This window comes from Brevundimonas sp. (assembly GCF_044336875.1).
GTDB lineage: Bacteria > Pseudomonadota > Alphaproteobacteria > Caulobacterales > Caulobacteraceae > Brevundimonas.
This window is the reverse complement of record NZ_JBIIOP010000001.1, coordinates 539,212-560,494: the sequence shown is the minus strand read 5'-3', so window position 1 is coordinate 560,494 and position 21,283 is coordinate 539,212. Positions and strand designations below refer to the sequence as shown.

27 protein-coding genes and 2 pseudogenes are annotated in these 21,283 nt (G+C 66.7%); 12 read left to right on the top strand and 17 right to left on the bottom strand.

Annotated elements, in window-relative coordinates; genetic code table 11:
- The first annotated feature begins 16 nt into the window (after positions 1-16).
- From ACIQ1T_RS02695 to ACIQ1T_RS02675, 5 genes are all read left to right on the top strand, one after another.
- Positions 17-214, top strand: coding sequence for a hypothetical protein (locus ACIQ1T_RS02695; RefSeq protein WP_395942945.1), 198 nt, complete (start codon positions 17-19; stop codon positions 212-214).
- Positions 211-441 carry a hypothetical protein gene (locus ACIQ1T_RS02690; RefSeq protein WP_395942944.1) on the top strand — a complete coding sequence of 77 codons (231 nt, stop codon included), beginning with the start codon at positions 211-213 and terminating at the stop codon, positions 439-441. Before ACIQ1T_RS02695 ends, ACIQ1T_RS02690 begins: the two co-directional genes overlap by 4 nt.
- Positions 434-934 carry a ferritin-like domain-containing protein gene (locus ACIQ1T_RS02685; RefSeq protein WP_395942943.1) on the top strand — a complete coding sequence of 167 codons (501 nt, stop codon included), beginning with the start codon at positions 434-436 and terminating at the stop codon, positions 932-934. Before ACIQ1T_RS02690 ends, ACIQ1T_RS02685 begins: the two co-directional genes overlap by 8 nt.
- A gap of 1 nt (position 935) precedes the next feature.
- Entirely contained in the window at positions 936-1,538 is a 603-nt protein-coding gene (locus ACIQ1T_RS02680; RefSeq protein ID WP_395942942.1) for a cysteine hydrolase family protein, read from the top strand.
- Between the two features lie 135 nt (positions 1,539-1,673).
- Complete coding sequence (locus ACIQ1T_RS02675; RefSeq protein ID WP_395942941.1) at positions 1,674-2,492, top strand: DUF3313 domain-containing protein; 819 nt, start codon at positions 1,674-1,676, stop codon at positions 2,490-2,492.
- On the opposite strand, the gene ACIQ1T_RS02670 is transcribed toward ACIQ1T_RS02675, so the two are convergent.
- From ACIQ1T_RS02670 to ACIQ1T_RS02655, 4 genes are all read right to left on the bottom strand, one after another.
- Positions 2,480-3,049 (bottom strand): DUF4334 domain-containing protein, encoded by a 570-nt coding sequence (locus ACIQ1T_RS02670; protein WP_395942940.1) that lies wholly within the window; start codon positions 3,047-3,049, stop codon positions 2,480-2,482. The genes ACIQ1T_RS02675 and ACIQ1T_RS02670 overlap by 13 nt on opposite strands.
- Positions 3,050-3,286: 237 nt before the next feature.
- Positions 3,287-3,514 carry a DUF6894 family protein gene (locus tag ACIQ1T_RS02665; RefSeq protein WP_395942939.1) on the bottom strand — a complete coding sequence of 76 codons (228 nt, stop codon included), beginning with the start codon at positions 3,512-3,514 and terminating at the stop codon, positions 3,287-3,289.
- A gap of 42 nt (positions 3,515-3,556) precedes the next feature.
- Positions 3,557-4,735, bottom strand: coding sequence for a zinc-dependent alcohol dehydrogenase (locus ACIQ1T_RS02660; RefSeq protein WP_395942938.1), 1,179 nt, complete (start codon positions 4,733-4,735; stop codon positions 3,557-3,559).
- Between the two features lie 26 nt (positions 4,736-4,761).
- On the bottom strand, positions 4,762-5,331 hold the full coding sequence (locus tag ACIQ1T_RS02655; RefSeq protein ID WP_395942937.1) for an SRPBCC family protein: 570 nt from the start codon (positions 5,329-5,331) through the stop codon (positions 4,762-4,764).
- Between the two features lie 125 nt (positions 5,332-5,456).
- On the opposite strand from ACIQ1T_RS02655, the gene ACIQ1T_RS02650 reads away from it, so the two are divergent.
- Positions 5,457-6,266: an SDR family NAD(P)-dependent oxidoreductase gene (locus tag ACIQ1T_RS02650; RefSeq protein ID WP_395942936.1), complete on the top strand. Its 810-nt coding sequence runs from the start codon at positions 5,457-5,459 to the stop codon at positions 6,264-6,266.
- Positions 6,267-6,288: 22 nt separating this feature from the next.
- On the opposite strand, the gene ACIQ1T_RS02645 is transcribed toward ACIQ1T_RS02650, so the two are convergent.
- Both ACIQ1T_RS02645 and ACIQ1T_RS02640 read right to left on the bottom strand, forming a co-directional pair.
- Entirely contained in the window at positions 6,289-6,618 is a 330-nt protein-coding gene (locus tag ACIQ1T_RS02645) for a helix-turn-helix transcriptional regulator (RefSeq protein ID WP_395942935.1), read from the bottom strand.
- On the bottom strand, positions 6,615-6,803 hold the full coding sequence (locus ACIQ1T_RS02640) for a hypothetical protein (RefSeq protein WP_395942934.1): 189 nt from the start codon (positions 6,801-6,803) through the stop codon (positions 6,615-6,617). The genes ACIQ1T_RS02645 and ACIQ1T_RS02640 overlap by 4 nt, the downstream gene beginning before the upstream one ends.
- 819 nt (positions 6,804-7,622) lie before the next feature.
- On the opposite strand from ACIQ1T_RS02640, the gene ACIQ1T_RS02635 reads away from it, so the two are divergent.
- A complete protein-coding gene (locus ACIQ1T_RS02635) occupies positions 7,623-7,787 on the top strand; it encodes a hypothetical protein (protein ID WP_395942933.1) in 165 nt (54 codons plus the stop codon).
- Between the two features lie 49 nt (positions 7,788-7,836).
- Here ACIQ1T_RS02635 and ACIQ1T_RS02630 read toward each other — a convergent pair whose 3' ends face one another.
- The gene (locus ACIQ1T_RS02630; RefSeq protein WP_395942932.1) at positions 7,837-8,052 is read right to left on the bottom strand and encodes a hypothetical protein; all 216 of its coding nucleotides are present in this window, start codon (positions 8,050-8,052) and stop codon (positions 7,837-7,839) included.
- Between the two features lie 327 nt (positions 8,053-8,379).
- On the opposite strand from ACIQ1T_RS02630, the gene ACIQ1T_RS02625 reads away from it, so the two are divergent.
- Positions 8,380-9,093, top strand: a complete 714-nt coding sequence (locus ACIQ1T_RS02625; protein WP_395942931.1) for an SOS response-associated peptidase — start codon at positions 8,380-8,382, stop codon at positions 9,091-9,093.
- Between the two features lie 15 nt (positions 9,094-9,108).
- Here ACIQ1T_RS02625 and ACIQ1T_RS02620 read toward each other — a convergent pair whose 3' ends face one another.
- The 5 genes from ACIQ1T_RS02620 to ACIQ1T_RS02600 all read right to left on the bottom strand — a co-directional run bounded on the left by ACIQ1T_RS02620 (position 9,109) and on the right by ACIQ1T_RS02600 (position 15,385).
- The gene (locus ACIQ1T_RS02620) at positions 9,109-10,443 is read right to left on the bottom strand and encodes an ATP-binding protein (protein ID WP_395942930.1); all 1,335 of its coding nucleotides are present in this window, start codon (positions 10,441-10,443) and stop codon (positions 9,109-9,111) included.
- Between the two features lie 110 nt (positions 10,444-10,553).
- The gene (locus ACIQ1T_RS02615; RefSeq protein WP_395942929.1) at positions 10,554-10,757 is read right to left on the bottom strand and encodes a hypothetical protein; all 204 of its coding nucleotides are present in this window, start codon (positions 10,755-10,757) and stop codon (positions 10,554-10,556) included.
- 71 nt (positions 10,758-10,828) lie between these two features.
- Positions 10,829-14,086 (bottom strand): error-prone DNA polymerase, encoded by a 3,258-nt coding sequence (locus ACIQ1T_RS02610; protein ID WP_395942928.1) that lies wholly within the window; start codon positions 14,084-14,086, stop codon positions 10,829-10,831.
- 80 nt (positions 14,087-14,166) lie between these two features.
- A complete protein-coding gene (locus ACIQ1T_RS02605) occupies positions 14,167-15,132 on the bottom strand; it encodes a cation diffusion facilitator family transporter (RefSeq protein ID WP_395942927.1) in 966 nt (321 codons plus the stop codon).
- 79 nt (positions 15,133-15,211) lie between these two features.
- Entirely contained in the window at positions 15,212-15,385 is a 174-nt protein-coding gene (locus tag ACIQ1T_RS02600) for a DUF1328 family protein (protein ID WP_395942926.1), read from the bottom strand.
- Between the two features lie 162 nt (positions 15,386-15,547).
- On the opposite strand from ACIQ1T_RS02600, the gene dinB reads away from it, so the two are divergent.
- On the top strand, positions 15,548-16,621 hold the full coding sequence (dinB, locus tag ACIQ1T_RS02595) for a DNA polymerase IV (RefSeq protein ID WP_395942925.1): 1,074 nt from the start codon (positions 15,548-15,550) through the stop codon (positions 16,619-16,621).
- Positions 16,618-17,205: an alpha-ketoglutarate-dependent dioxygenase AlkB gene (locus tag ACIQ1T_RS02590; protein WP_395942924.1), complete on the top strand. Its 588-nt coding sequence runs from the start codon at positions 16,618-16,620 to the stop codon at positions 17,203-17,205. The genes dinB and ACIQ1T_RS02590 overlap by 4 nt, the downstream gene beginning before the upstream one ends.
- Before the next feature lie 11 nt (positions 17,206-17,216).
- On the opposite strand, the gene ACIQ1T_RS02585 is transcribed toward ACIQ1T_RS02590, so the two are convergent.
- The 3 genes from ACIQ1T_RS02585 to ACIQ1T_RS02575 form a co-directional block, all read right to left on the bottom strand.
- A complete protein-coding gene (locus ACIQ1T_RS02585) occupies positions 17,217-17,552 on the bottom strand; it encodes a helix-turn-helix domain-containing protein (protein ID WP_395942923.1) in 336 nt (111 codons plus the stop codon).
- Positions 17,553-17,624: 72 nt separating this feature from the next.
- A complete protein-coding gene (locus tag ACIQ1T_RS02580) occupies positions 17,625-19,142 on the bottom strand; it encodes a Y-family DNA polymerase (RefSeq protein ID WP_395942922.1) in 1,518 nt (505 codons plus the stop codon).
- Positions 19,057-19,812, bottom strand: coding sequence for an ImuA family protein (locus ACIQ1T_RS02575; RefSeq protein ID WP_395942921.1), 756 nt, complete (start codon positions 19,810-19,812; stop codon positions 19,057-19,059). Before ACIQ1T_RS02575 ends, ACIQ1T_RS02580 begins: the two co-directional genes overlap by 86 nt.
- A 140-nt stretch (positions 19,813-19,952) precedes the next feature.
- Between ACIQ1T_RS02575 and ACIQ1T_RS02570 the strand changes: the two genes are divergently transcribed.
- Entirely contained in the window at positions 19,953-20,288 is a 336-nt protein-coding gene (locus ACIQ1T_RS02570) for a hypothetical protein (RefSeq protein ID WP_395942920.1), read from the top strand.
- Complete coding sequence (locus ACIQ1T_RS02565; RefSeq protein WP_395942919.1) at positions 20,285-20,725, top strand: DUF1810 domain-containing protein; 441 nt, start codon at positions 20,285-20,287, stop codon at positions 20,723-20,725. Before ACIQ1T_RS02570 ends, ACIQ1T_RS02565 begins: the two co-directional genes overlap by 4 nt.
- 4 nt (positions 20,726-20,729) lie before the next feature.
- On the opposite strand, the pseudogene ACIQ1T_RS02560 reads toward ACIQ1T_RS02565, so the two are convergent.
- Both ACIQ1T_RS02560 and ACIQ1T_RS02555 read right to left on the bottom strand, forming a co-directional pair.
- Positions 20,730-20,918, bottom strand: a pseudogene (locus ACIQ1T_RS02560) (cold-shock protein); the annotation flags it as partial.
- A gap of 114 nt (positions 20,919-21,032) precedes the next feature.
- A pseudogene (locus ACIQ1T_RS02555) lies at positions 21,033-21,233 on the bottom strand (cold-shock protein); the annotation flags it as partial.
- Between the last annotated feature and the right edge of the window lie 50 nt (positions 21,234-21,283).

Below are 21,283 nucleotides of genomic sequence, written 5' to 3'. Positions count from 1 at the left end.
ACGAGAGGAGCGCGAGATGGACCGCGAGCAGACCAAGGGACGGGAAAAGAACGGCGCCATGCCGGGCGGTCGGCCGGACGAGACCACGCCGGACGAAGACATCATCCGCACTGGCCGTCGGGCGGCGCAGGCCGCCGGGCCGGACGGACCGGACGCCGGCGTGATCGGCGAGACCTTCAAGTCCTCGCCGGGCGACCGAAAGACGCCCGAGTGACGTCGGACGAAAAGCCGACGACCAGTTCCGCCGCCGGCCTGGCGCAAGGCGGTCTGGGCGGACCGGAAGACGAGATTCTCGAGGCGGGCCAGGAAGAGGTCTTCTCGCGGGTCGAGGTCGAAAGCGGCCGTATCGAACACAAGACCGACACCCGGACCGTCCCGTCTCCGACGGAGGTCCAGGCTTCATCCCCCAACGCAGCAGATCAAGGAGATCGTCATGGCTGAGAAGACCCTCGACAACCTGTTCTACGACACGCTCAAGGACATCTATTACGCCGAGCGCAAAATCCTGAAGGGCCTGAAGAAAATGTCCAAGGGGGCGCAGGCGCCCGAGCTCAAGGCCGCCTTCGACAAGCACTACGAAGAGACGGAAGGCCAGATCGAACGCCTGCAGCAGGTGTTCGAAATCATCGGCAAGCGCGCCCAGGGCAAGACCTGCGACGCCATTGAGGGCATCCTGGCCGAAGGCGAGGAAATCCTCGAGGAGTACGCGGGCACGGATGCGCTGGACGCCGGTCTGATCTCGGCGGCCCAGGCGGTCGAACACTATGAGATCACCCGCTACGGCACCCTGAAACGCTGGGCGACCCTACTGGGCTATGACGACGCCGCGCGCCTGCTGGACGAGACCCTGCAGGAGGAGTCCAAGACGGACGAGAGCTTGACGGCCCTGGCCGACGCCAAGGCCAACGCCAAGGCGCAAGGCGCCGCCGCCTGACATGGCCGACGGTCTCGGCGACGCCATTCCCCCGACCGCCGTGCACCTCTGTGTCGATATGCAGAGGATGTTCGTCGAGGATACGGAATGGCGCGCGCCCTGGGCGGAGCGGGTGATGCCGGTCATCGTCGGCCTGTGCGAGCAGGCCGGCGAGCGGACCTGTTTCACCCGCTTTATCCCTGCGGACCGACCAGGCGAAGGCCGCGGCCAGTGGTCGGCCTATTGGACCCGTTGGGCCGCCATGACCCGCGAACGTCTCGGCGACGAGATGATCGACCTGGCCAGACCTCTGCAAAGATTCGTGCCGCCCGGATGGGTGCTGAACAAGCGGGTCTATTCGCCCTGGATCGGAACGGATCTCGACGCCATCCTCAGGCGCAGCGGGGCCGATACGCTGATCGTCACCGGCGCGGAGACCGATGTCTGTGTTCTCGCCACAGTGCTCGGCGGGGTGGATCTCGGCTATCGGATGATCGTCGTCACCGACGGCATCTGCAGTTCGGCCGACGGTCCTCATGACGCCCTGCTCGACCTCTACCACGACCGGTTCGCGCTGCAGGTCGAGACGGCCCAAAGCGAAGAAATTCTTGCGGCTTGGCGCTGATGCCCCGCCTGGAGTTCAGAATGACGACCATCCTCTGATCGACACGGGCGTCGTATTCGGGTCGATTGATGGGGAAACGACGCATCTGACGGGCGGCTCAGCGCGTATTTTCGGCGGGAATGATTGGGAGGTCTCATGAACCGGCCGCTGATGGGCGCCTCGTTATCGATCTTGGCTCTGGGCGTGGCGGCCTGCGCGACTGCGCCAGCGCCCGAGTCGGGGTATCTGACCAGCTACGAAGGCTTGTCGCTGCGCGAGGACACGGTCCGTGCGTCCGTCGCGCAGCGCCGCGACGACGCAGCCGCGCGGTCCATCACCGCCGTCGTCCTGGAACGCGCGGAGCTGATGCCGGACGCGGCTGCGGCCCTGACGCCGGAGGAGTGGGGACTGGTGCTCGGGGAGATCGATCGTCAGGTTTGCTACGAGGTGAGCGAGCGGTTCGGGATCGTGGAGGAGGGCGGGGCGGGTGTCGGGCGGATCCGGATCGCCGCCACGCGGGTGTCTGCGACCCACCCGGTGGGATCTGTAGCCTCGGCCGCAGCCAACTGGTTCATTCCTGGACCTATCGGCGTGCGCGTCCCTGGCACGACCGGGGGGCTGGCCGCAGAAGCGGAGATGCTCGACATCGACGGCCGCCAGGTCGCCGCCATCGTCTGGGCGCGCAACGCGACAGTCGTCGGCACCGATGATCCGTCATTGTCGCGGGTCGGAGACGCGCACCAACTCGCGGAGGCCTTCGGCGACATGGTCGCGGACGCCTTCGCCCCGCCGGAGCGCAAGGCCGGACCGGTCGGCTCGCCCGACCCTTGCGCTCGCTATGGGCCGAGGAACCGCGTCGAGGGTTTCGTCACGCGGGCCGTGACCGGCCTCTATGCGCCCGAAGCCAGTGGGGCGCGCCGCCCCCCGACGCCGGTGGAGCGCCAGACCTCTCAACCCGAACCTCAGACACCCTGAGGCCGCGTCCTCCCGGCAGCGCGACCGGAAACCGCCCGTGTCAGTTGGAAAAAGAACGGCTGGGAGGTTCGGCGGAAGTCCATCATGCCCAAGAGCCGGTGATCGTCCACGCGTCTGAAATGATCGATGATGGGCAGATCATCGTAAATCATGGCCGCAGAGATAACGCCATTCCACTCTAAACGCCGCAGGCGCGCCTTGGGCTGGGACGTCGCCAAAAGAGGCAGAAACAGACGAAACAGGTCGGCGGCCGCAGCGGTCCGCATGACATGCGGAAAGGCGACCGCCAACGACAAGGGTAGCCGGCCGGGGTTCACGGAGACGAGGTCGCCGCGTCCTTCGAAGATCAGCGGATCGACCTCATCCGCCGTTTCGAAGCGTTTTCCCCACCAGCCGTAGGCGGCCAGGAGGCCGTCCAAGGGATGGCGTGTCGGAAGCTCGCTTCCCCGCCACGCGCCAATTATTTCGCTCGGATCGATGGGGGAAAGGGTGGCGAAGGCGGCTTGAGCTTCCTGGGAGGATCGACCGTCTCTCGCCCATTCGCTCAACCAGGCCATGGCTAGTACTCCATCTGAATGAGGCGGGCGTATGAGCGCGGCATCCCGGTCCAGGTGTCAATCCATCCGGTCGCCCGACACCGGATCGCTGCGCGTGGAAATCCCTGCGACGCTTTTGTCGAGAAATGCATCCTGGTGTTCCGACACTCGCTGTTGGCGGGCGGCTCGAGGGGGGGGCGAGCTGGCCCCGAGCGCGCGAGCGTCGGCAATTGGGAGACCGGTCTCGGCCGCCGGGGGCTAAAGGATCTTGGCGGTGGTGGTGATGGAGAAGATGGTCGCGCCCGTCTCGTCGCGGACATTGACCCGAAGATCGCCGCCGCCCTGCAGGTCCGCGCCCCGGTCCCTCAGAGCCGCAGCCGAGATCTCCAGGGCGGCGAGGCGGGCGGCGGAAGCGTCCTGAAACGCCTCGCCGTCCTGGTCGCGGTGGGTGTCGCCGTCCGTCACATCAAAGTAGAATCTGCCCATGTCCATCCTCCTAGACGCCGTTCGCAGCCGCAGTCCCCACCTTTAGCCGTGCGGCTTGAGGATGACCTTGGTCCACTCGTTCTGGTTTTCCTTGAAGTTCTTGTAGCCCTCGGGCGCCTGTTCCAGCGGCAGCCGGTGACTGATCAGGTCGGTCGTATCGATCTTTCCGTCCAGGATCAGTTGGAGGAGGTCGGGCAGATAGCGCTGCACATGGGTCTGGCCCGTCTTCAGGGTCAGCCCTTTCTCCATGAAGGCGCCGACCGGCCATTTGTCCGCCATGCCGCCATAGACGCCCGGCACCGAAACCGTGCCGCCCTTGCGCACCGCCATGATGGTCTCGCGCAGCACATGGGTCCGGTCGGTGCCCAGCTTGGTCGTGGTCTTGATGGCGTCGACGATATTGTCGGGGGAGAAGCCGTGGCTCTCCATGCCCACGGCGTCGATACAGCTGTCAGGCCCGAGGCCGGCCGTCATCTCCAGGAGGGCCTCGCGAACCTTGACCTCGTGATAGTTCAGAACCTCGGCCCCGTTCGCCTTGGCCAAGGCCAGACGATTGGGATGATGATCGATGGCGATGACCCGCCCGGCGCCCTGAAGGATCGCGCTCTTTATCGCGAACAGGCCGACGGGGCCGCACCCCCAGACCGCGACCGTGTCGCCGGGTTCGATCGCGCAGTTCTCGGCTGCCATCCAGCCCGTCGGATAGATGTCGGACAGGAACAGCACCCTCTCGTCCTCGATGCCGTCGGGGATCTTGATCGGGCCGTAGTCGGAATAGGGGACGCGTGCATATTCCGCCTGGCCGCCGGCATAGCCGCCGGTCAGATGGGAGTAGCCGAAGGCCCCGGTCATGGACTGGCCGTAGAGAATCTCCGAGGCATCGGCCTTGTCGGCGGGATTGGAATTGTCGCAAGCGGCCGGCATCGACTTCTCGCAGAAAAAGCATTGGCCGCAGGCGATGACGAAGGGCACCACGACCCGGTCGCCCTTCTTCAGGCTGGTGTTGCCGCGTCCGACCTCGACCACCTCGCCCATGAACTCGTGACCCAGAATGTCGCCGTTGGACATGCCGGGGATGTAGCTGTCGTAGAGGTGCAGGTCCGAGCCGCAGATGGCGGTCGCCGTGATCTTGATGATGGCGTCGCGCGGATTGACGATCTGCGGATCGGGGACGGTGTCGACTTGGACGTTGTGCTTGCCGTGCCAGGTGAGGGCGCGCATGGGCGTCTCCTAAAGGGGCGTTGAGGTCAGAAGTGACGTTCGGCGCGGGGGGCGGCGTCGGGCGCCTTGGATGTAGAGACCTCCCCCGTCTCCATCAGCTGTTTGAAGCGGCGCAGTTCGCGGCGTGCCTGGATGCGCGGTTCGCGCTGCATCACCTTGGCGACCACCTTGCCGACGAGGCCGGCGGGCGGGTCGTAGCTGATGAAGACTCGCACCTCCGTGCCGCGGCCGAAGGGATTGTCGCGGAATTCGATCCAGCCGTGATGATCGATGTCGGACTCTTCTGTCGACATCCAGGCGATCCGTTCTCCGGGGACGTCCTCGGTGATTTCGCTGGTCAGTTCGATGTCCCGGTCGCCGGGGCCGGCGACGATCCAATAGGAACGCGTGGCGTCCAGAACCTCGACCGATTTCACATTCTCCGAGAAGCTCGGCAGGTTCGAGAGGTCTCGCCAGTAGGTGTAGAGTTGGTCCCTCGGACGGTTGATCAGGACGGCGCGCAGGCTCGAGGCCTCATGCTCGCCCTCGCGCAAATCCTTGTCGACAAAGGCCGTTGATCCGACCTCCGCGTCGGTGGAAACTTCACTATAAGACATGGGGTTAGCTCCAGTCGTTTGCCTTGTCTCAACCGTCGCGAGCAGTCTTCGTTCCGTTTCGATTCCGGACGGAACAGGCGCTTATTGGAGGAGTTGGCTAGCGGTCGCAGATCGGAGTTTCAAAAATGACCGACGCCCTCAATCAGACCGCCGCCGAAACCCATCGCCCGCTCGCCGTCGTCACCGGCGCCTCGTCGGGCATCGGCTACGAGCTGGCCAAACTGTTCGCCGAAGACGGCTATGATCTGGTCATTGCGGCCGACACCTCCCTGGCCGAGGCGTCGCAGGTGCTGACCGGTCTCGGCGCCCAGGTCGCCGCCGTCCAGGCCGATCTCGCCACAGAAGACGGGGTGCAGTCCCTCTATGCGGCGCTCGGCGGCCGGCCCGTGGACGCCCTGGCCGCCAACGCCGGCCACGGATTGGGCAAGGGGTTTCTCGACCAGTCGTTCGACGACATCGTCCATGTGATCAACACCAATATCACCGGCACGGTGCGATTGGCCTGGCTGATCGGCCGGGATATGCGCGCGCGGGGACGCGGGCGGATTCTCTTCACCGGCTCGATCGCCGGTCTGATGCCGGGCAGTTTCCAGGCCGTCTACAATGCGTCGAAGGCCTTCGTGGACAGTTTCTCCTTCGCGCTGCGCAACGAGCTCAAGGACGATGGCGTCTCGGTGACGGTGCTCATGCCGGGCCCCGTCGACACGCAGTTCTTCGCGCGCGCCGATATGACCGACACCAAGGTCGGCCAGGATGACGGCAAGGCGGATCCCGCCGATGTCGCTCGCACCGGCTACGAGGCCATGAAGCGCGGAGACGGCGATGTTGTCGCCGGTTTCGGCAATAAGCTGCAGGCGGCCATGGCCGCCGTCACGCCGCAGACGGTCCTCGCCGAACAGCATCGCAAAATGGCCGAACCTGGATCCGGCGGCTGACGGGTAGGCGCGTCGACGCCCGTCAGGAGGAGGTCGGCTGACGAATCGTCGAGGCGCCGTCCTCGAGCGACCGTCCCTGCGCGCCTCGGAACGGAAGGCCAGGTTCGGCCTGGGGGCGGTTTATTCGCCGTCTCTCGGTGAACAGCAGCGCCCGCATGTGCGCGGGATCCGGTCGATAGGGACTGAGGCCATCGGCGTAGGCGGCGAGGGCCAACAGCAGCATGCGGCTGGGCTGAACCCGTCCTTGCTCCAGGGCGCCAAGGGTCGTGCGCGACACGCCGATCTGGCGGGCGAAGTCCTCCTGGGGGAGGCGTCGACTGTGGCGGAGCGCGCGAATCTCGGTGGGGGTCATTGGCCTTGCGCCGGGAGGGAGGCGATCAGATTGTCGCCGTGATAAACCCGAGCTGCGGCCTGGCTTCGGTGCTCGGCAAGCAGCACCTGAGCCTCTTCGATCGCCTCATCGCGCGTGTCCGCGTCTAACGGCTGCATATAGGTCGAGGTCGCATCGACGGAATCTAGGAAACAGAAATAGGTCACGACCCACTCCTCTGCCTTTGGGGTGGAAGTATGCATCGTGCGTCACCGATCTCTTCCAGCCGCGAACGCCCCGGAAACAGTTCGCGATAAAGATTATGCAACGCTGCCTCAGGCGGAATTGCAACCTGAACAATACCGGGGTTTGCCGAGCGCTCTTTCCACGGCGTTTTCTCCGAGATCCCGTGCGCCCGACACGGGGCTCTTGATCAATGCCGAGCGGCCCCTGGAGGTTTTCAAGTGCAGACCCGCAGCGGCTGCGGTCCGCGCGCTGCCGGGGGGCTGCGCACGCTATGTCGTGCCGCAATCGTGAGATCGAGGCGTGAACGGCTTGGGCGGTGCGTCGTTCTGTCCGGACCGCGAACGCAAACGGAGACCCATCATGGCGTCTGAGACCGATGCGACCTTGCTTCTCCCGTCCGAACCTTTCGTCCGCGATCTCAGCGACGCGGACCGGATCACGTCCGCCTCGCGCGAACGCGACAAGGTCGCAGCGCGGCGGCGGGGACGGCGCATCTGGAGCGACCAGCGCGATCGAATTCTCTCGGCGTGAGGAAGTCGACGAGCGGCGGCCGAGGGCGGAGGTAGGGGAAATGCGGCTCGGTCGAGGGTGAGATCGTTGTGACCGGGCCGCTTGCGCCTCCGGGGGGGTATGGAGACGCTTTTGCCAAGCGCACCGTCCGGGAGATCGTTCCGTGCCCGAGGCCTCGAAGCGCCTGTCGCCCGGACAGGGTTCGCGCGGTCATGCGACCTCATGGAAATTCGCGTTCGAATGGACCGGCGAAGCTGAAACCATTGTCTTTACCGGGCTTTCAGGCAGGCATGAGATCGACCGAAGAGATGCGCCGCCAGATCGCCGATCTGATCGCCGAAGCCGTGCCGGAGGTCGACGAGGGTCGAAGGACCGCGCTTCTGGTCATGGCCGATCATTGGTCGGCCCTCATCCGGCGGCGTCATGAAGCCGCCCAGCCTCGACCCGCAGCCTGAACCCTGCAGCCTAGGCCCCCGCCCCAGACCTCCGCCCCACATCCCCGCTCTAGACCAAGGGAATGACATGGGCGTGTTCGTAGGGTCCGTCGCGCCGGGCCGGGAGGATCACGAATGTATCGATCGGCGCGTTCATGGCCTCACGGATCAGGTCTCCTAAATCGGCTTCGCGGCCCACTACGGGATGGACCAGAAAGCCCTCGTCGATCAGCTCCACCGTGTGGATGGCGGAGCGATGGCGAAGGCGGTCGAACAGGGCGGTCATCGTCAATCTCCGCTTTGTCTGGAAAAGATCGGGGCGGCCAAGCCGCCGCCGCTGGCCTTCCGGAAAGGTCGCGGCCCCGTCGAGCCGCGACCCCCGCGTCCGGAGACAGACGGATCACGCGCATGAACCGTCGTTGAATCAATGGCCTGGATGCCGAGCCGTTCCGCATCTTTTTGAATGGCGCACCTGACTTCGCCCGTCGCCTTGTGGGGATGCGGCGTCCCGTCGGCGGCCTCAAGATTGCGCTTCTCTCTGGACAGCCTGGGTCGGTACGCGAAACAACTCAGGTAGAGGCGAACGTCTGAGCGAGAAGGCCGAGACTGAACCGTGTGCAATCTCTACACCCAGACTGCGGGCCCGCAGGCGATTATCGCGGCGGCCAAGGCGATGCGTTCGTCGGTGGGCAATCTCGCCCCCGGCGACGTCTATCCGGACTATTCGGCGCCGATCGTCCGCACCGGCGCGGACGGGGTGCGCGAACTCGTCCTGGCCCGATGGGGGCTCCCCTCGCCGTCAAAGCTTCTCCATGAGGCCGCGACCAAAAGGAGGCTGCGCCTGGAGGCCAAGGGCGCGGCTTTCGATTTCGCGGAACTGTTGAAGATGGAGCCGGATCGCGGCGTCACCAATGTGCGCAACACAGCTTCGCCCCACTGGAGGCGGTTGCTCGATCCGGCCTATCGTTGTCTTGTGCCGTTCACCGCCTTCAGCGAGCCCGGCCAGAACGCGCGCGGAGAGCCGCGGCCGGTGTGGTTCGAGAGACGAACCGACGGCGCGCCCCTGGGATTTTTCGCAGGGATACAGACGCCCGGTTGGCAAGGGGTGCGCAAGATCAAGACCGGTTGGGAGATCCTGGACCTGTTCGGCTTCCTCACCACCGAACCGAGCGAGCCGGTCCGGTCGGTCCATCCGAAGGCCATGCCGGCGATCCTGACCGAGCCCGACGAGATCGAGGCCTGGATGACCGAACCCTGGCCGCAGGCGCGAGCCCTCCAGCGGGCGCTCCCTGCCGACGCCCTGCGTATCCGAGCCGCCGAGGGCTGATCGGGTCTTGTCGGATCAGGCCGCGCGGCGGCCGGGCTGCGGCTCGGGCCAGTTGAGGCCGTCCAGTTCGACCTGAAGACTGAAGATCGAGCCCTGCCCGGGCGTCGAAACGACCGAGACCTCGCTCCCCATCAAGTCGGCCAGCCTCTTGCAGAGATTCAGCCCCAGCCCTGTCCCGCCGAAGTTTCGGGTCGAAGAATCATCGATCTGGCTGAAGGGCTGGAACAGGCGGTCCTGCTGGTCCCGGGCGATGCCGATGCCCGTGTCCTCGACCTCGAGACGCAGCGCCAGCCGATCATTTTCGCTGCGGGCGCCGACGAGACGCAGGCGCACCCATCCGGTCGGCGTAAACTTGATCGCATTGGCCAGGAGATTGTGGCTGATCTGGGAGAGGCGCAGGATATCGGCGCGCATGACCGCCGGCCAGTCGCCCGCGACCTCCGTGTGGAAGCCCAATCCCTTGGCCTCGGCCTGGGCCGCGAAGGGTCCGGTCAGGCGTCCGGCCAGGCCGGCCGTATCTGAGAGGGTCGGGGCGAGGGTCATCTTTCCGGCCTCGATCTTGGTCATGTCGAGAATGTCGTTGAGCAGGGCCAGGAGGTTCTGCCCCGAGCCGGTGATCAGATCGACGAACTGAGATTGGCGCGCGTCCAGGCTCGAGAGCTTGAGTAACTCGGCGGCGCCCAGGACCCCGTTCATCGGGGTGCGCAGTTCGTGAGAGATGACGCCCAGGAAGCGGGACTTGGCGGCGTTGGCGGCGTCGGCCTTGTCGCGAGCGGCCTCGAGTTCGACGATCAGGGCGGCCTGGCGCCGGTTCACTTCACCCAGTTCCGCATCCTTCATCTGGGTGATGACGACCTTGATCAGGAGGGCGAGCCCGAGGACCGGAATGACGGCGAGGATGACCCAGAAGCCCGGCGATCCCCAGAAGGTCACGATGAGGAGCAGAACGACGATCGAGTAGGGGGTGGAGACGATCAGCGCCTCTTGGGGCGCGGCGCGCATCTGGGTGAAGACCAGAACATAGCCCGCCGTCAGAAGGGCCATACCGAGCGCGACGCCGTAAAGGCTCCCCTGAGTGAAGGACAACCAGGGCGCCGCCGCCCAGACGGCGCAGGACGCGGTGGCGATCATGAGTTTGAGGCGGGTCGGTCCGGCCGCGCGCGGTCCGGCGCGACCTTCGACGAAGGTGCGGACCAGACCGAAGGCGGTCGCGACCGCGAACCAGATCGAGGCGGTCTTCCAATCGGTGGTCGTCAGGAGGGCGAGCGCCCAACTGGCGATGATCCAGTAGCGGAGATGACCGGCGGCGATGAGGCGATGCAGGCGAGGGCGATCGTCGTGTAGAGGCATGTTGATCCCGGAGTGCAGGTCGAACCATTATCCGAGAGAGATAAGAGACTATGAAGACTGACTTTTTTCGTATTTTTGGGTACGGTTTCGCACCCAAGTCACCGGTTTCGTCAGGCCGGGTCATTCGCCTCTTCGGAAGGATCCATCAAGGCCACTGAAATCTCGCCGAGGTCCGCGAGGCGCTCCGCAGCCGCCTCCAAAGCGGCGAGGGTTTGAAATCGCGCGGCGTCGCGCCGGGAAACGGTCCAGAGCCCCTCAGGGGTCCAGTACTGAACGGGCGCGGCGCCGCGCGTGACGATGAAGGCTTTGGGCATAAGAGTTCCGGGGAGGATCCCGGACTATGGCGCCGCTTGATGTCGAGGTCATGATCCCTGGCGTCGAACGCCTAACGAAAGTCCCGCGTCTTCGGTCGGATCGTGTCCAGATGCAGGTCTGGAATATAGATGTCTCGCGCCGCCGTGCCGCGCGGCGCCGCATCTCGTGCATCCGGGCTGGAGCCACGATGAAACTCGTCGCCGCGTCCGTGCGGCAGAGGGAAGGGCGCGTCGCGTCCGCCGACCCCGGCCAACAGGGCCGACAGGTCGAACAGGCGGTAGGCCACCAGATGGACCACCTCGCCTTCGCGCTGAATCCGGCCGTGCACGCCCAGCATCGAGGCGGACAGGATGGTTCGCCGACTTTCCTCATAGAGTTTGGGCCAGATCACCAGATTGGATACGCCGGTCTCGTCTTCCAGGGTGATGAACATCACCCCCTTGGCCGAGCCCGGCTTTTGTCGGACGAGGACCAGGCCGGCGGTGCGGGCGAACTTCATGTCGGAATAGGCGCCGACCTCGGCGCAAGGCCGATAGCGGTCGCGCCCGAGATCCTCGCGCAGAAAGGCGAGCGGGTGATCGCGCAACGTCAGGCCCAGATGGCCGTAGTCCTCGACCACCTCACGGCCCACCGTCATGGGCTTGAGCTCGACCTCGGGCTCGTTCGTCTCCGGCACGATCGCCTGCTCGCGCGCCGAGGCGGCCGCGAACAGGGGCAGGGGCTCGTCCCTCAGTCCCTTGATCGCCCATAGAGCTTCGCGGCGGGCCAGGCCCAAGGCCGGACGGAAGCCGTCGGCTTCAGCGATCCGGACGAGGGCGGCGGCAGGCGCGCCGGCGCGCCGCCGCAGGTCGTCGACCGAGCCATAGGGCCGATCGGCGCGCGCGCCGACGATCCGGGCGCCGTCGGCATTGGCCAGGCCGTGCACCATCCTGAGGCCGAGTCGGACGGCGAACCGGTCCGGATCGGCGGTTGGCTCCAGGCTGCAGTCCCAGCGCGAGGCGTTGACGCAGGGCGGACGGATCTCGACGCCGTGCTCGCGCGCGTCGCGCACGATCTGGGCGGGGGCGTAGAAGCCCATCGGCTGGGCGTTCAGAAGGGCGGCGCAGAAGACGTCCGGGTGCCAGCATTTCAGCCAGGAGGAGGCATAGGCGATCAGGGCGAAGGACGCCGCATGGCTTTCCGGAAATCCGTAGGAGCCGAAGCCTTCGAGCTGGCTGAAGGTGCGTTCGGCGAAGTCCTGATCATAGCCGCGCTCGACCATGCCGCCCACCAGCTTGTCCCGGAAATGAGTGACGCCGCCGGTGAATTTGAAGGTGGCCATGGCGCGCCGAAGTTGGTCGGCTTCGGACGGGGTGAAGCCGGCGCATTCGATGGCGACCCGCATGGCCTGTTCCTGAAACAGCGGAACGCCCAGGGTCTTGCCGAGGACGGCTTCCAGTTCCGGCTTGGGATAGTCGACCGGCTCCTTGCCTTCGCGCCGGCGTAAGTAAGGATGGACCATGTCGCCCTGGATCGGGCCGGGGCGGACGATGGCGGCCTCGATGACCAGATCATAGAAGGTGCGCGGCTTGATCCGGGGCAGCATGGCCATCTGCGCGCGGCTCTCGATTTGGAAGACGCCCAGGGTGTCGGCTCTGCGGATCATCGCATAGGTGCGCGGATCTTCGGCCGGGATGGTCGCCAGATCGAGATCGATCCCCTTGTGCGCACGCAGCAGGTCCAGGCCCCGTTTCATGCAACTCATCATGCCCAGCGCCAGGCAGTCGACCTTCATGAATTTCAGGACGTCGATGTCGTCCTTATCCCATTCGATCACCTGACGATCCTTCATCGCCGCCGGTTCGATCGGGACGAGATCGTCGAGCCGATCGCGGGTCAGGACGAAACCGCCCGGATGCTGTGACAGGTGACGCGGCGCGCCCATCAACTGGCGGGCCAGATCGAGGGTCAGGCGCAAGCGCCGATCCGACAGATTGAGGTTCAGTTCGGCCACGTGTTTGGGATCCACCCCCTCGGACCATCCCCAGGTCTGGGACGACAGGGCCTTGGTCATGTCCTCGGGAAGCCCCAGCGCCTTGCCGACGTCGCGGATGGCGCCCTTGGCGCGGTAGCGGATCACGGTCGAACAGAGGGCGGCGTGATCGCGCCCATAGGTGTCGAACACCCACTGCATGACGATCTCGCGCCGTTCGTGTTCGAAATCGACGTCGATATCGGGCGGTTCGCGCCTTTCCTCGGAGACGAAACGCTCGAACAGCAGGTCGTTGCGTTCGGGGTCGATGGCGGTGACGCCCAGCACATAGCAGACGGCGGAATTGGCGGCCGAACCGCGCCCCTGACACAGGATGTCCCGGCTGCGGGCGAAGCGGACGATGGAGTGGACCGTCAGGAAATAGGGGGCGTAGTCGAGCCGACCGATCAGGTCGAGCTCATGACGCAGGACCGCACGCACCTTGTCGGGCAGGCCTTCCGGATAGCGCTCGGCAGCCCCGGCCCAGGTCAACTGTTCCAGGGTCTGCTGCGGCGTCATGCCGGGCGTGGAGACTTCGTCCGGGTACTGATAGGCCAGTTCGTCGAGCGAAAAGCGACAGCGATCGGCGATCTCGACGGAGCGGGACACGGCCTCGGGATAGGATTTGAACAGCCGGTGGATTTCGGCGGGCGGTTTTAGATAGCGGTCGGCGTGGCGTTCGCGCCGGAACCCCAGTTCGTCGATGGTGCAGTTGTGGCGGATGCAGGTGACGACGTCCTGAAGCAGCCGCTGCTCGGGATGGTGGAAGAGGACGTCGTTGGTCACGACGGTCGGCACGCCCGCCTGAGCGGCCAGCCCGGACAGATCATGCAGGCGCAGGGCGTCGCCCGGTCGTCGTCTCAGGGTCAGGGCCAGATAGGCGCCGCTCGCAAAGGTCGCCTTCAGCCGGCGCAGATTGGCGGCGCAGACCGCGTCGGCCTCGTCGGGCGCGAGCACGGCGATCAGGCCTTGCGACCAGTCGATCAGGTCGTTCCAGTCGATATGGCACCGACCCTTGCCGGCGCGTCCCTTGCCCAGCGACAGCAAACGGGTCAGCCGGCCGTAGGCGGCCCGGTCGGTCGGATAGACCAGGAGGCCCGTCCCGTCGGCGAGATCGAGGCGGCAGCCGACGATCAGCCGCACGCCCGAGGCCTTGGCCGCCTCATGGGCGCGGACGATCCCGGCGACGGAGTTGCGGTCGACGATCGCCAAAGCCTCCAGTCCGCACAAGCGCGCCTGTTCGAACAGCAGTTCGCAGGAACTGGCGCCCCTCAGGAAGGAGAAGTGGGAGGTGCACTGGAGTTCGATATAGCGCATAAGTGTTCATGAAATGTTCTTTTCGTCCATGCGCCATCCTCCCTTCCGCCTGCAAGCGGAGCCGTTGAAGACTCCTGGCGTCAGGTCGCAGAGGGGCGCGGTTGTCGGACGGCTTCGGCCTGTTTTTCGGGCCGGATATAGATGGACGTCAGCTGCGGATGGGCGGCCTTCAACTCGGTCTCGATCGTCTCGATCAGGGTTTCGGCCGCGCCCAGGGTCAGGGCGTCGTCGAAGTCGGCGCTGACGGCGACGAAGACGGCGTCGGGGGCGGTGTGGATGGTGCGGACATGGTTCACCGCCGTGATCTGGGGACGTGCGGCCACCCGATCCCAGATGTCGGCGATCAGGACGGGATCGGCGCTCTCGCCGATCAGCAGTCCCTTGGCCTCACGCGCAAGCAGGAGGGCGACGACGCCGAGGATCAGGCCGATGACGATCGAGGCGAGACCGTCGATGCGCGGATCGCCCAGGGCGTGGCTGGCGAAGACGCCGACGCCGGCCACCGCGAGACCGAGGAGGGCGGCGCTGTCCTCGAACAGGACGATGAAGCCGGCGGGATCCTTCGAGCGGCGCAGGGCCCGCCACCAGCTCGCGCCCTGGCGCTTGGCGTCGAACTCGCGCACGGCGATGACCCAGGAGGTTCCTTCCAGCAGGGCGGCGATCGCCAGAACCACATAGTTGAGGGTCGGGTCGCGCAAGGGTTCGGGATCGCGCAGATGCAGCCAGCCCTCATAGACCGACACCCCGGCGCCGACGGCGAAGATCAGAATGGCGACGACGAAGGCCCAGAAATAGAGCTCTCTCCCATAGCCGAAGGGGTGCAGGGCGTCGGCCGGTCGCTTGGCGCGATGCTGGCCGTAGAGCAGCAGGATCTGATTGCCGCTGTCGACCAGCGAGTGGACCCCTTCGGTCAGCATCGACGACGATCCGGTGATCGCGGCGGCGACGAATTTGGCGACCGCTATGCCCAGATTGGCGAACAGGGCTGCGAACAGGACCAGATTGGCGCGGATCGGCGACGGGCGGGCGGCGACCGGTTCGGTCATGGGCGATATCCGGGAGAGGAACGACAAGCGCCGCCGGATTAGGTCCGGCGGCGCAAGCAGGCAGGCTGGTCGGCTGGGATCAAGTGACCTTCTTGGCGACGGTCACGCCCAGCACGGCGAAGATCGCAAAGACGATCAGGGCCAGGACGGCGAGGAATTTGGCGATCCCGGCGGCGGCGCCGGCGATCCCGCCGAAGCCGAGCACCCCGGCGATGATGGCGATCACGGCGAAAATCAGGGCCCACTTCAACATCTGGTCTCTCCTTTGTGTCGGCGTAACGGCCCCTCGCCCGGCCAGTTCCCATGACCTCTTCTCAGGGCGCCTGACGGGGCAGGCGTGCTGGACTTTAGCTTCCCTCTGCCCGATCGAGCTGGCCGTGTTCCCAATTTGTTCCAAGGGTGCTAGGAGGCGGGCATGCCAGACCGGCCTGTTCGTAAGATCATCCATGTCGACATGGACGCCTTCTTCGCCTCGGTGGAGCAGAGGGACGATCCTGGCCTGAGAGGCAAGCCGGTCGCCGTCGGTCATGCGGCGGCGCGCGGCGTGGTCGCCGCCGCCAGTTACGAGGCCCGCCGTTTCGGCGTGCGGTCCGCCATGCCGTCGACGACGGCGCAGCGCAAATGCCCCGACCTGATCTTCGTCCCGCCTCGGTTCGAGGTCTATCGGTCGGTGTCGGCTCAGATCCATGCCATCTTCGCGGACTATACCGATCTCATCGAACCCCTGTCGCTGGACGAGGCCTATCTCGACGTCACCGAGGATCGGCGAGGCCTGGGGACGGCGTCCCAGACTGCGCAGGAAATCCGCGCGCGCATTCTGGAGGCGACGGGACTGACGGCCTCGGCGGGGATTTCCTACAACAAGTTTCTCGCCAAACTGGCCTCCGACCAACGCAAGCCGAACGGCCAGTTCGTCGTGGCGCCGGGACGGGGCGAGGCCTTTGTCGAGGGATTGCCGGTGCAGCGGTTTCACGGGGTGGGGCCTGTGACGGCGGCCAAGATGGAGAGGCTGGGCCTGCAGACCGGCGCCGATCTGCGTCGCCAGAGCCTGGAGTTCCTGCAGCATCATTTCGGGCGATCCGGCCCCTGGTATCACGCCATCGCGCGCGGCGAGGACGATCGTCCCGTCGATCCCGTCCGGACGCGCAAGTCGAGCGGGTCCGAGACCACCTTCGCGTCGGATCTGACCGACCCCGAGGCGATCGAAGCGGGGGTCGCGGAGATGGCCGACGAGGTCTGGGACTGGTGCGAGACATCGGGGAGCCGGGGCCGGACCGTCACCGTCAAGGTCAAATGGGCGGACTTCCGCCAGGCGACCCGCAGCCGATCGTTTTCCGAGCCTGTCGCCTCGCGCGAGCGGCTGCGTGAGATCAGCCGGGTGCTGGTCCGCGCCCATTATCCGCCGACCAGGGGCGTGCGTCTGGTCGGTGTCAGTCTCTCCAATCTGGAGACGGCGGGGGCGGCGTCCCCGGCTCTGGCCCTGTCTTGAGCGCCGCCTACGCCCTCGATCAGCCCGACCTGTTCGGCGCGCCGGAGCCGACCGCGCCAGTGGTCGCGGGTTTCGACTATTGGCTGGATGTCCTGTCGCCGGGCGATCAGGCTGCGCTCGTCGCCGATCTGCAGGCGCTCGCCTTCCGGCCCTATGAGCACCGGGGTTATGTCGCACATCGCCAGGTGGCGGCCTTCGACAGGCCGGCGGCGACCGATCCGGCGGGGACGGCGGACAACGGCTGGCCGCCGTTTCTCGAACGTCTGATCTCACGTCTGGGCGACCGCCTCGGGCTGGAGGCGGAGCGTTTCGTCCAGGTTCTGATCAACGCCTATGCGCCGGGCGCCGGCATCGGCTGGCATCGGGACCGGCCGATCTATGGCGAGGTTCTGGGCGTCTCGCTTCTTGCGCCCTGCGTGATGCGACTGCGTCGTCGCCAAGGCGAGGGTTTCGAGCGCCGCAATGCGCCGCTTGCGCCGGGTTCGGTCTATCGATTGAGCGGCGAAGCCCGCTCAGCCTGGGAACATTCCATCGTCCCCCTGACCGCCATGCGTTATTCGGTGACCTTCCGAACCCTGGTTTGAGCGGGACGCCTTCAGACAGGCCGGCGCATGGCTTTCGCCACCTGCAGGATCGCCTCGCGCTGGGTGTCGTCCTCGATCGCGTTCCAGGCCTTCAGCAGGGCGGCAGCGCCGGGAAGGTCATTCCCGGTTCGCTCGCCGAGAAGTTCGCCGGCGGAGCTGTCCAGAACCGCGGCGATATCCACGAGCCGCGAGGCGGCGACGCGATTGACGCCCTTTTCGTATTTCTGGATCTGCTGGAAGGTGACGCCGATGCGATCCGCCAACTGGGCCTGGGTGATGTTCAGGTGTTCGCGACGGGTGCGGATCGTCGCGCCCAGACGGACGTCGAAGGGGTTGAACTCGGTCATGGGCTCATCATAGCCAAGCTGGACCGAACAGGCCAAGCTCCGCGTCCGACGCGGCGCGCCATGCGGCGGGTGTCAGCCGAACAGGCCGTGCAGCCACCAGCTCAAGTCGCCGGTCGCGGCCTGTTCGCCGTCTCCGCGCCGATAAACCCAGAAACGGGCCCCGGCTTCGTCCTCGAGCTGAAAATAGTCCCGCACGGCGTCGATCTCGCCGTCGCGTCTCCACCATTCGCCGAAGATCCGTTCGGGACCGTCGGCGCGCCTCACCCGGTGACGGACACCGCGCCAACTGAAGGCGACCGGGGGCTGATCGGGCAACAGGGCGACGGCCTCGATCGCCTCCGGGCGGGCCAGCAGCCGGGACGGCCGCGGCCAACGCCTGGCCCAGGTCTCGGCCACGGGCGGCGCGGTGGGGGCGAGCTTGCGGATCGAACGCTCGGGCACGTCGCTCTGGGCCGGCGCCAGTCGATAGAGGCGCGATCGGCCCAGGCGATTGGTCAGTTGATCGACGAGATCGGCCACGTCCCGTTCGGCCGGCGCGGTCAGATCGCCGGGCCTGGAGCTCCAGTCCAGCGGTTGGACCACAGGCGCGGACAGGACCATGACCTCGACGCCGAGCCCAGGATCGACGGTTTCGATCTTGTCGCACAACAGCCGGGTCAGGCGGCCGATGTCGCGGACCGGCCGGGCCGTGCCGACGCGGACGGCCTCGATGCGATTGTCGACCCGTTCGAAGCGCAGGTCGACGCGCGTGGCTCCCAGCGCCCTGGCCTCGAGTTCGGCGCACAGGGTCTCGACCAGTTTCAGGGTGTAGCGGGCGAGGGTTTCGGGCGCGCCTATGGGTTCGGCGAAGACCCGGTGCGCCTTGATCAGCTCGGGAGCGTCCACAGGCGTGATGGGCTCTGGCGTGCGTCCATAGGCCTGGTCGAGGCGTCGGGTCAGTTCGGGGCCGAAGCGCAGGGCGAGGGGGGCGCGCGGCTTGGCCTCGATCTCTCCGACGGTGTCGATGCCGAGGCGGGCGAGGGCCTCGACCATATCGGACGGCAGACGCAGGGCGCCGGTCGGCAGAGACGCCAGGGCGCGTTCGCCGGGGCCGCAAAGAATGGAGGGACGCGCCCTGTGGCGGGCCAAGGCGTGGGCGGCGCCCCAGGTGTCGGCCATGGCGACGCGCGCATCGAGGCCGACCTCGGCGGTGCGGGCGATCAGGTCCGACAAAAGCCCGGCGTCGCCGCCGTATCTGTGGGTCGCGCCGGTTACGTCGAGGACCAGGCCGTCCGGAGGATCGGCCGCCACCACCGGCGCATAGCGACGCAAGGCCCACAGGGCCAACTGTTCCAAGGCCAGGGCGTCCGCGACCGGATCGAGGTCCTGGACGATCAGATCCTCGACGAGGGCGCGGGCCTGGGTGGCGGCCATGCCCGGATAGAGGCGACGCTCGAGCGCGGCCTGATCCGCCGCGAGCACGAGGCGGCGGCGACCCTGACGGCCGACCAGGATCAGCGGCGTCTCAGGCGACGGCGCGTCCGGCCCAAGCCGGCGTCTCAAACGATCGGTCGGCCAGGTGGGCAGGTAGAGCGAGACGACCCGTCTCATCGCAGGCTTCCAGTTCGAAATCCGCGCAGTCTCCGGCGCGGCAGCGGATCAGTTCGACGAACCAGCGCGCACGGCCGACGCCGGCGACGGGCAGGGGGGCGGAGGGCAGGGCCGTGACCCGCCAGCGGGTCGAGGCGGCGGTCGGCTGGCCGAAGTCCGCCGCCTCCGCCTGTCGTCGCCATCGGCGGACGGCCAGACCGATGCAGCCGGAGTCCTCGGCCACCAGCTGCAGGCGACGCGAAGCGGTCATCGACAGCCGGGACAGTTCGCCTACGACTGCGCCGAAGCCGCCGTGGCGCAGACCGTCTTCGAAGGCCGCCAGCAGTCCGGCTTCGTCGCCGGCCTCGACATAGATGACGCGGTTCGAGGACAGTCCGGCCTGTTCGAGCGCGGGCGCGAACAGATCCGGTCGGGTGACGCACCAGAGCACCGGACCCTGGGTTCGCGCGGCGATCCCGGCGGCGAACAGGGCCGCCGCCGCACCGTTCACCGCGCCGTCGCCGCCGCCCGCCACCTCGTGCAGGGCCCCGAGCGCCAGCCCGCCGGACGGAAGCCTGGCGTCGAGTGCGGCCACGTCGAACGGCAGAACCCCGCTGGGCGTGCGCCGGCCGGCCTCGATCCGGGCGATCTCGGTGCGCAGGGCCTGAAAGGCGGACGGGGCGAGGGGCATGATCTCCGAAAGCGTCGATTGGGGATTAAATGTTCCGCATTTGTTCTTATTGAACGCCGTGGGAGTCAAGCGGCGTGAACGGCGTGTCTGTGGACCGGTCTGTGGGCGGTGCGCTCGGGCGGTCCGTGCGTTCGGATGAGATGGCGTCTTCTTCCCCTCCCGTCACGCCCGACGGTCGCTATTTCGTGGTTCGCGGACGCCTTTGGCGCTGCGCCGATCCTCGCCTGTCCTCAGAGACGCGCGCCCGCCTGGTCAGTGAGCTGATGGCCGCCCGGCGGGCGGTGCGCGCCGCCCTGGCCGGGAAGGATGAGGTGGCGTTGAAGGCCGCGCGCGCGGCCGTCGACGTGGCCAAAATCGGTCTGGGCGAGCGAGGGCCGGTGTGGTGGGAGGATGGCGCGCCGGACGACAACCGACGTATGGTGAAGAACACAGCCTATGCGGACTGGTTCGCAGGCCTCCCCAAGGAGACAGGATGACCGCCGGTCTCGACCGCTTCGTAGCCGCCCAGGCGCCTTTCTTCGAAACGGCGATGGCCGAACTGGCCGCTGGCCGCAAGGCGAGCCACTGGATGTGGTTCGTATTTCCGCAAGCCCGGTCCTTGGGCCGTTCGCCGACGGCGGAATTCTATGGGATCGGCTCGCTCGCCGAGGCGAAGGCCTATCTCTCCCATCCGGTTCTGGGCGAGCGTCTGCGTCGCAGCGCACGAACGGCGACCGCCTCGCCAGCCTCCTCGCTGCACGCTCTCTTCGGATCGCCGGACGATCTGAAATTCCGCTCGTCCATGACCCTGTTCGCCGCCGTCGCGCCGGACGCCCCGGTGTTCGACGCGGCGCTTGCCCGCTGGACCCTGTCGCCCGACGGCCTGACTCTGGATCTGATCAAGGCGGCTCAGGCAGGGCCCGACCGCCTCTGACCGATCAGAGCGGGCGCAGGTTGATCGCCGAGGTCTTTCCGTTGCGAGACGGCTCCAGGTCATAGGCGAGTGCCTGGCCTTCGCTCAAAGCCGAGAGGCCGGCGCGCTCGACCGCGGATACATGGACGAAAAGGTCGGTCCCGCCTTCGCTCGGGGTAATGAAGCCGAAGCCCTTGGTCGGGTTGAACCATTTGACCACGCCTTGGCCGCTGCCGACCGGCGGGCCGCCGAATCCAGCCGTGCGCGGCGCGCGGTCGAAACGGGGCGGCGCAGGACGGCGGGCGGCTTCGGCGTCATGTCCCAGGAAGACGAGATCGACGGCGGACGTCCTGCCGGAGCGACGATCCTGCTCCAGTTCGTATTCAAGCTGATCGCCTTCGTCGATCCCAGCCAGACCGGCCTGCTGCACGGCCGAGACATGGACGAAGACGTCCTGTCCGCCGTCGTCCGGCGAAATGAAGCCGAACCCCTTTGCGGAGTTGAAGAATTTTAGCGTGCCGCGCGCCATTGCAGACGTTCCCATCAGACGGTGAAGCCTGTTGGATTAACTCACGCCCT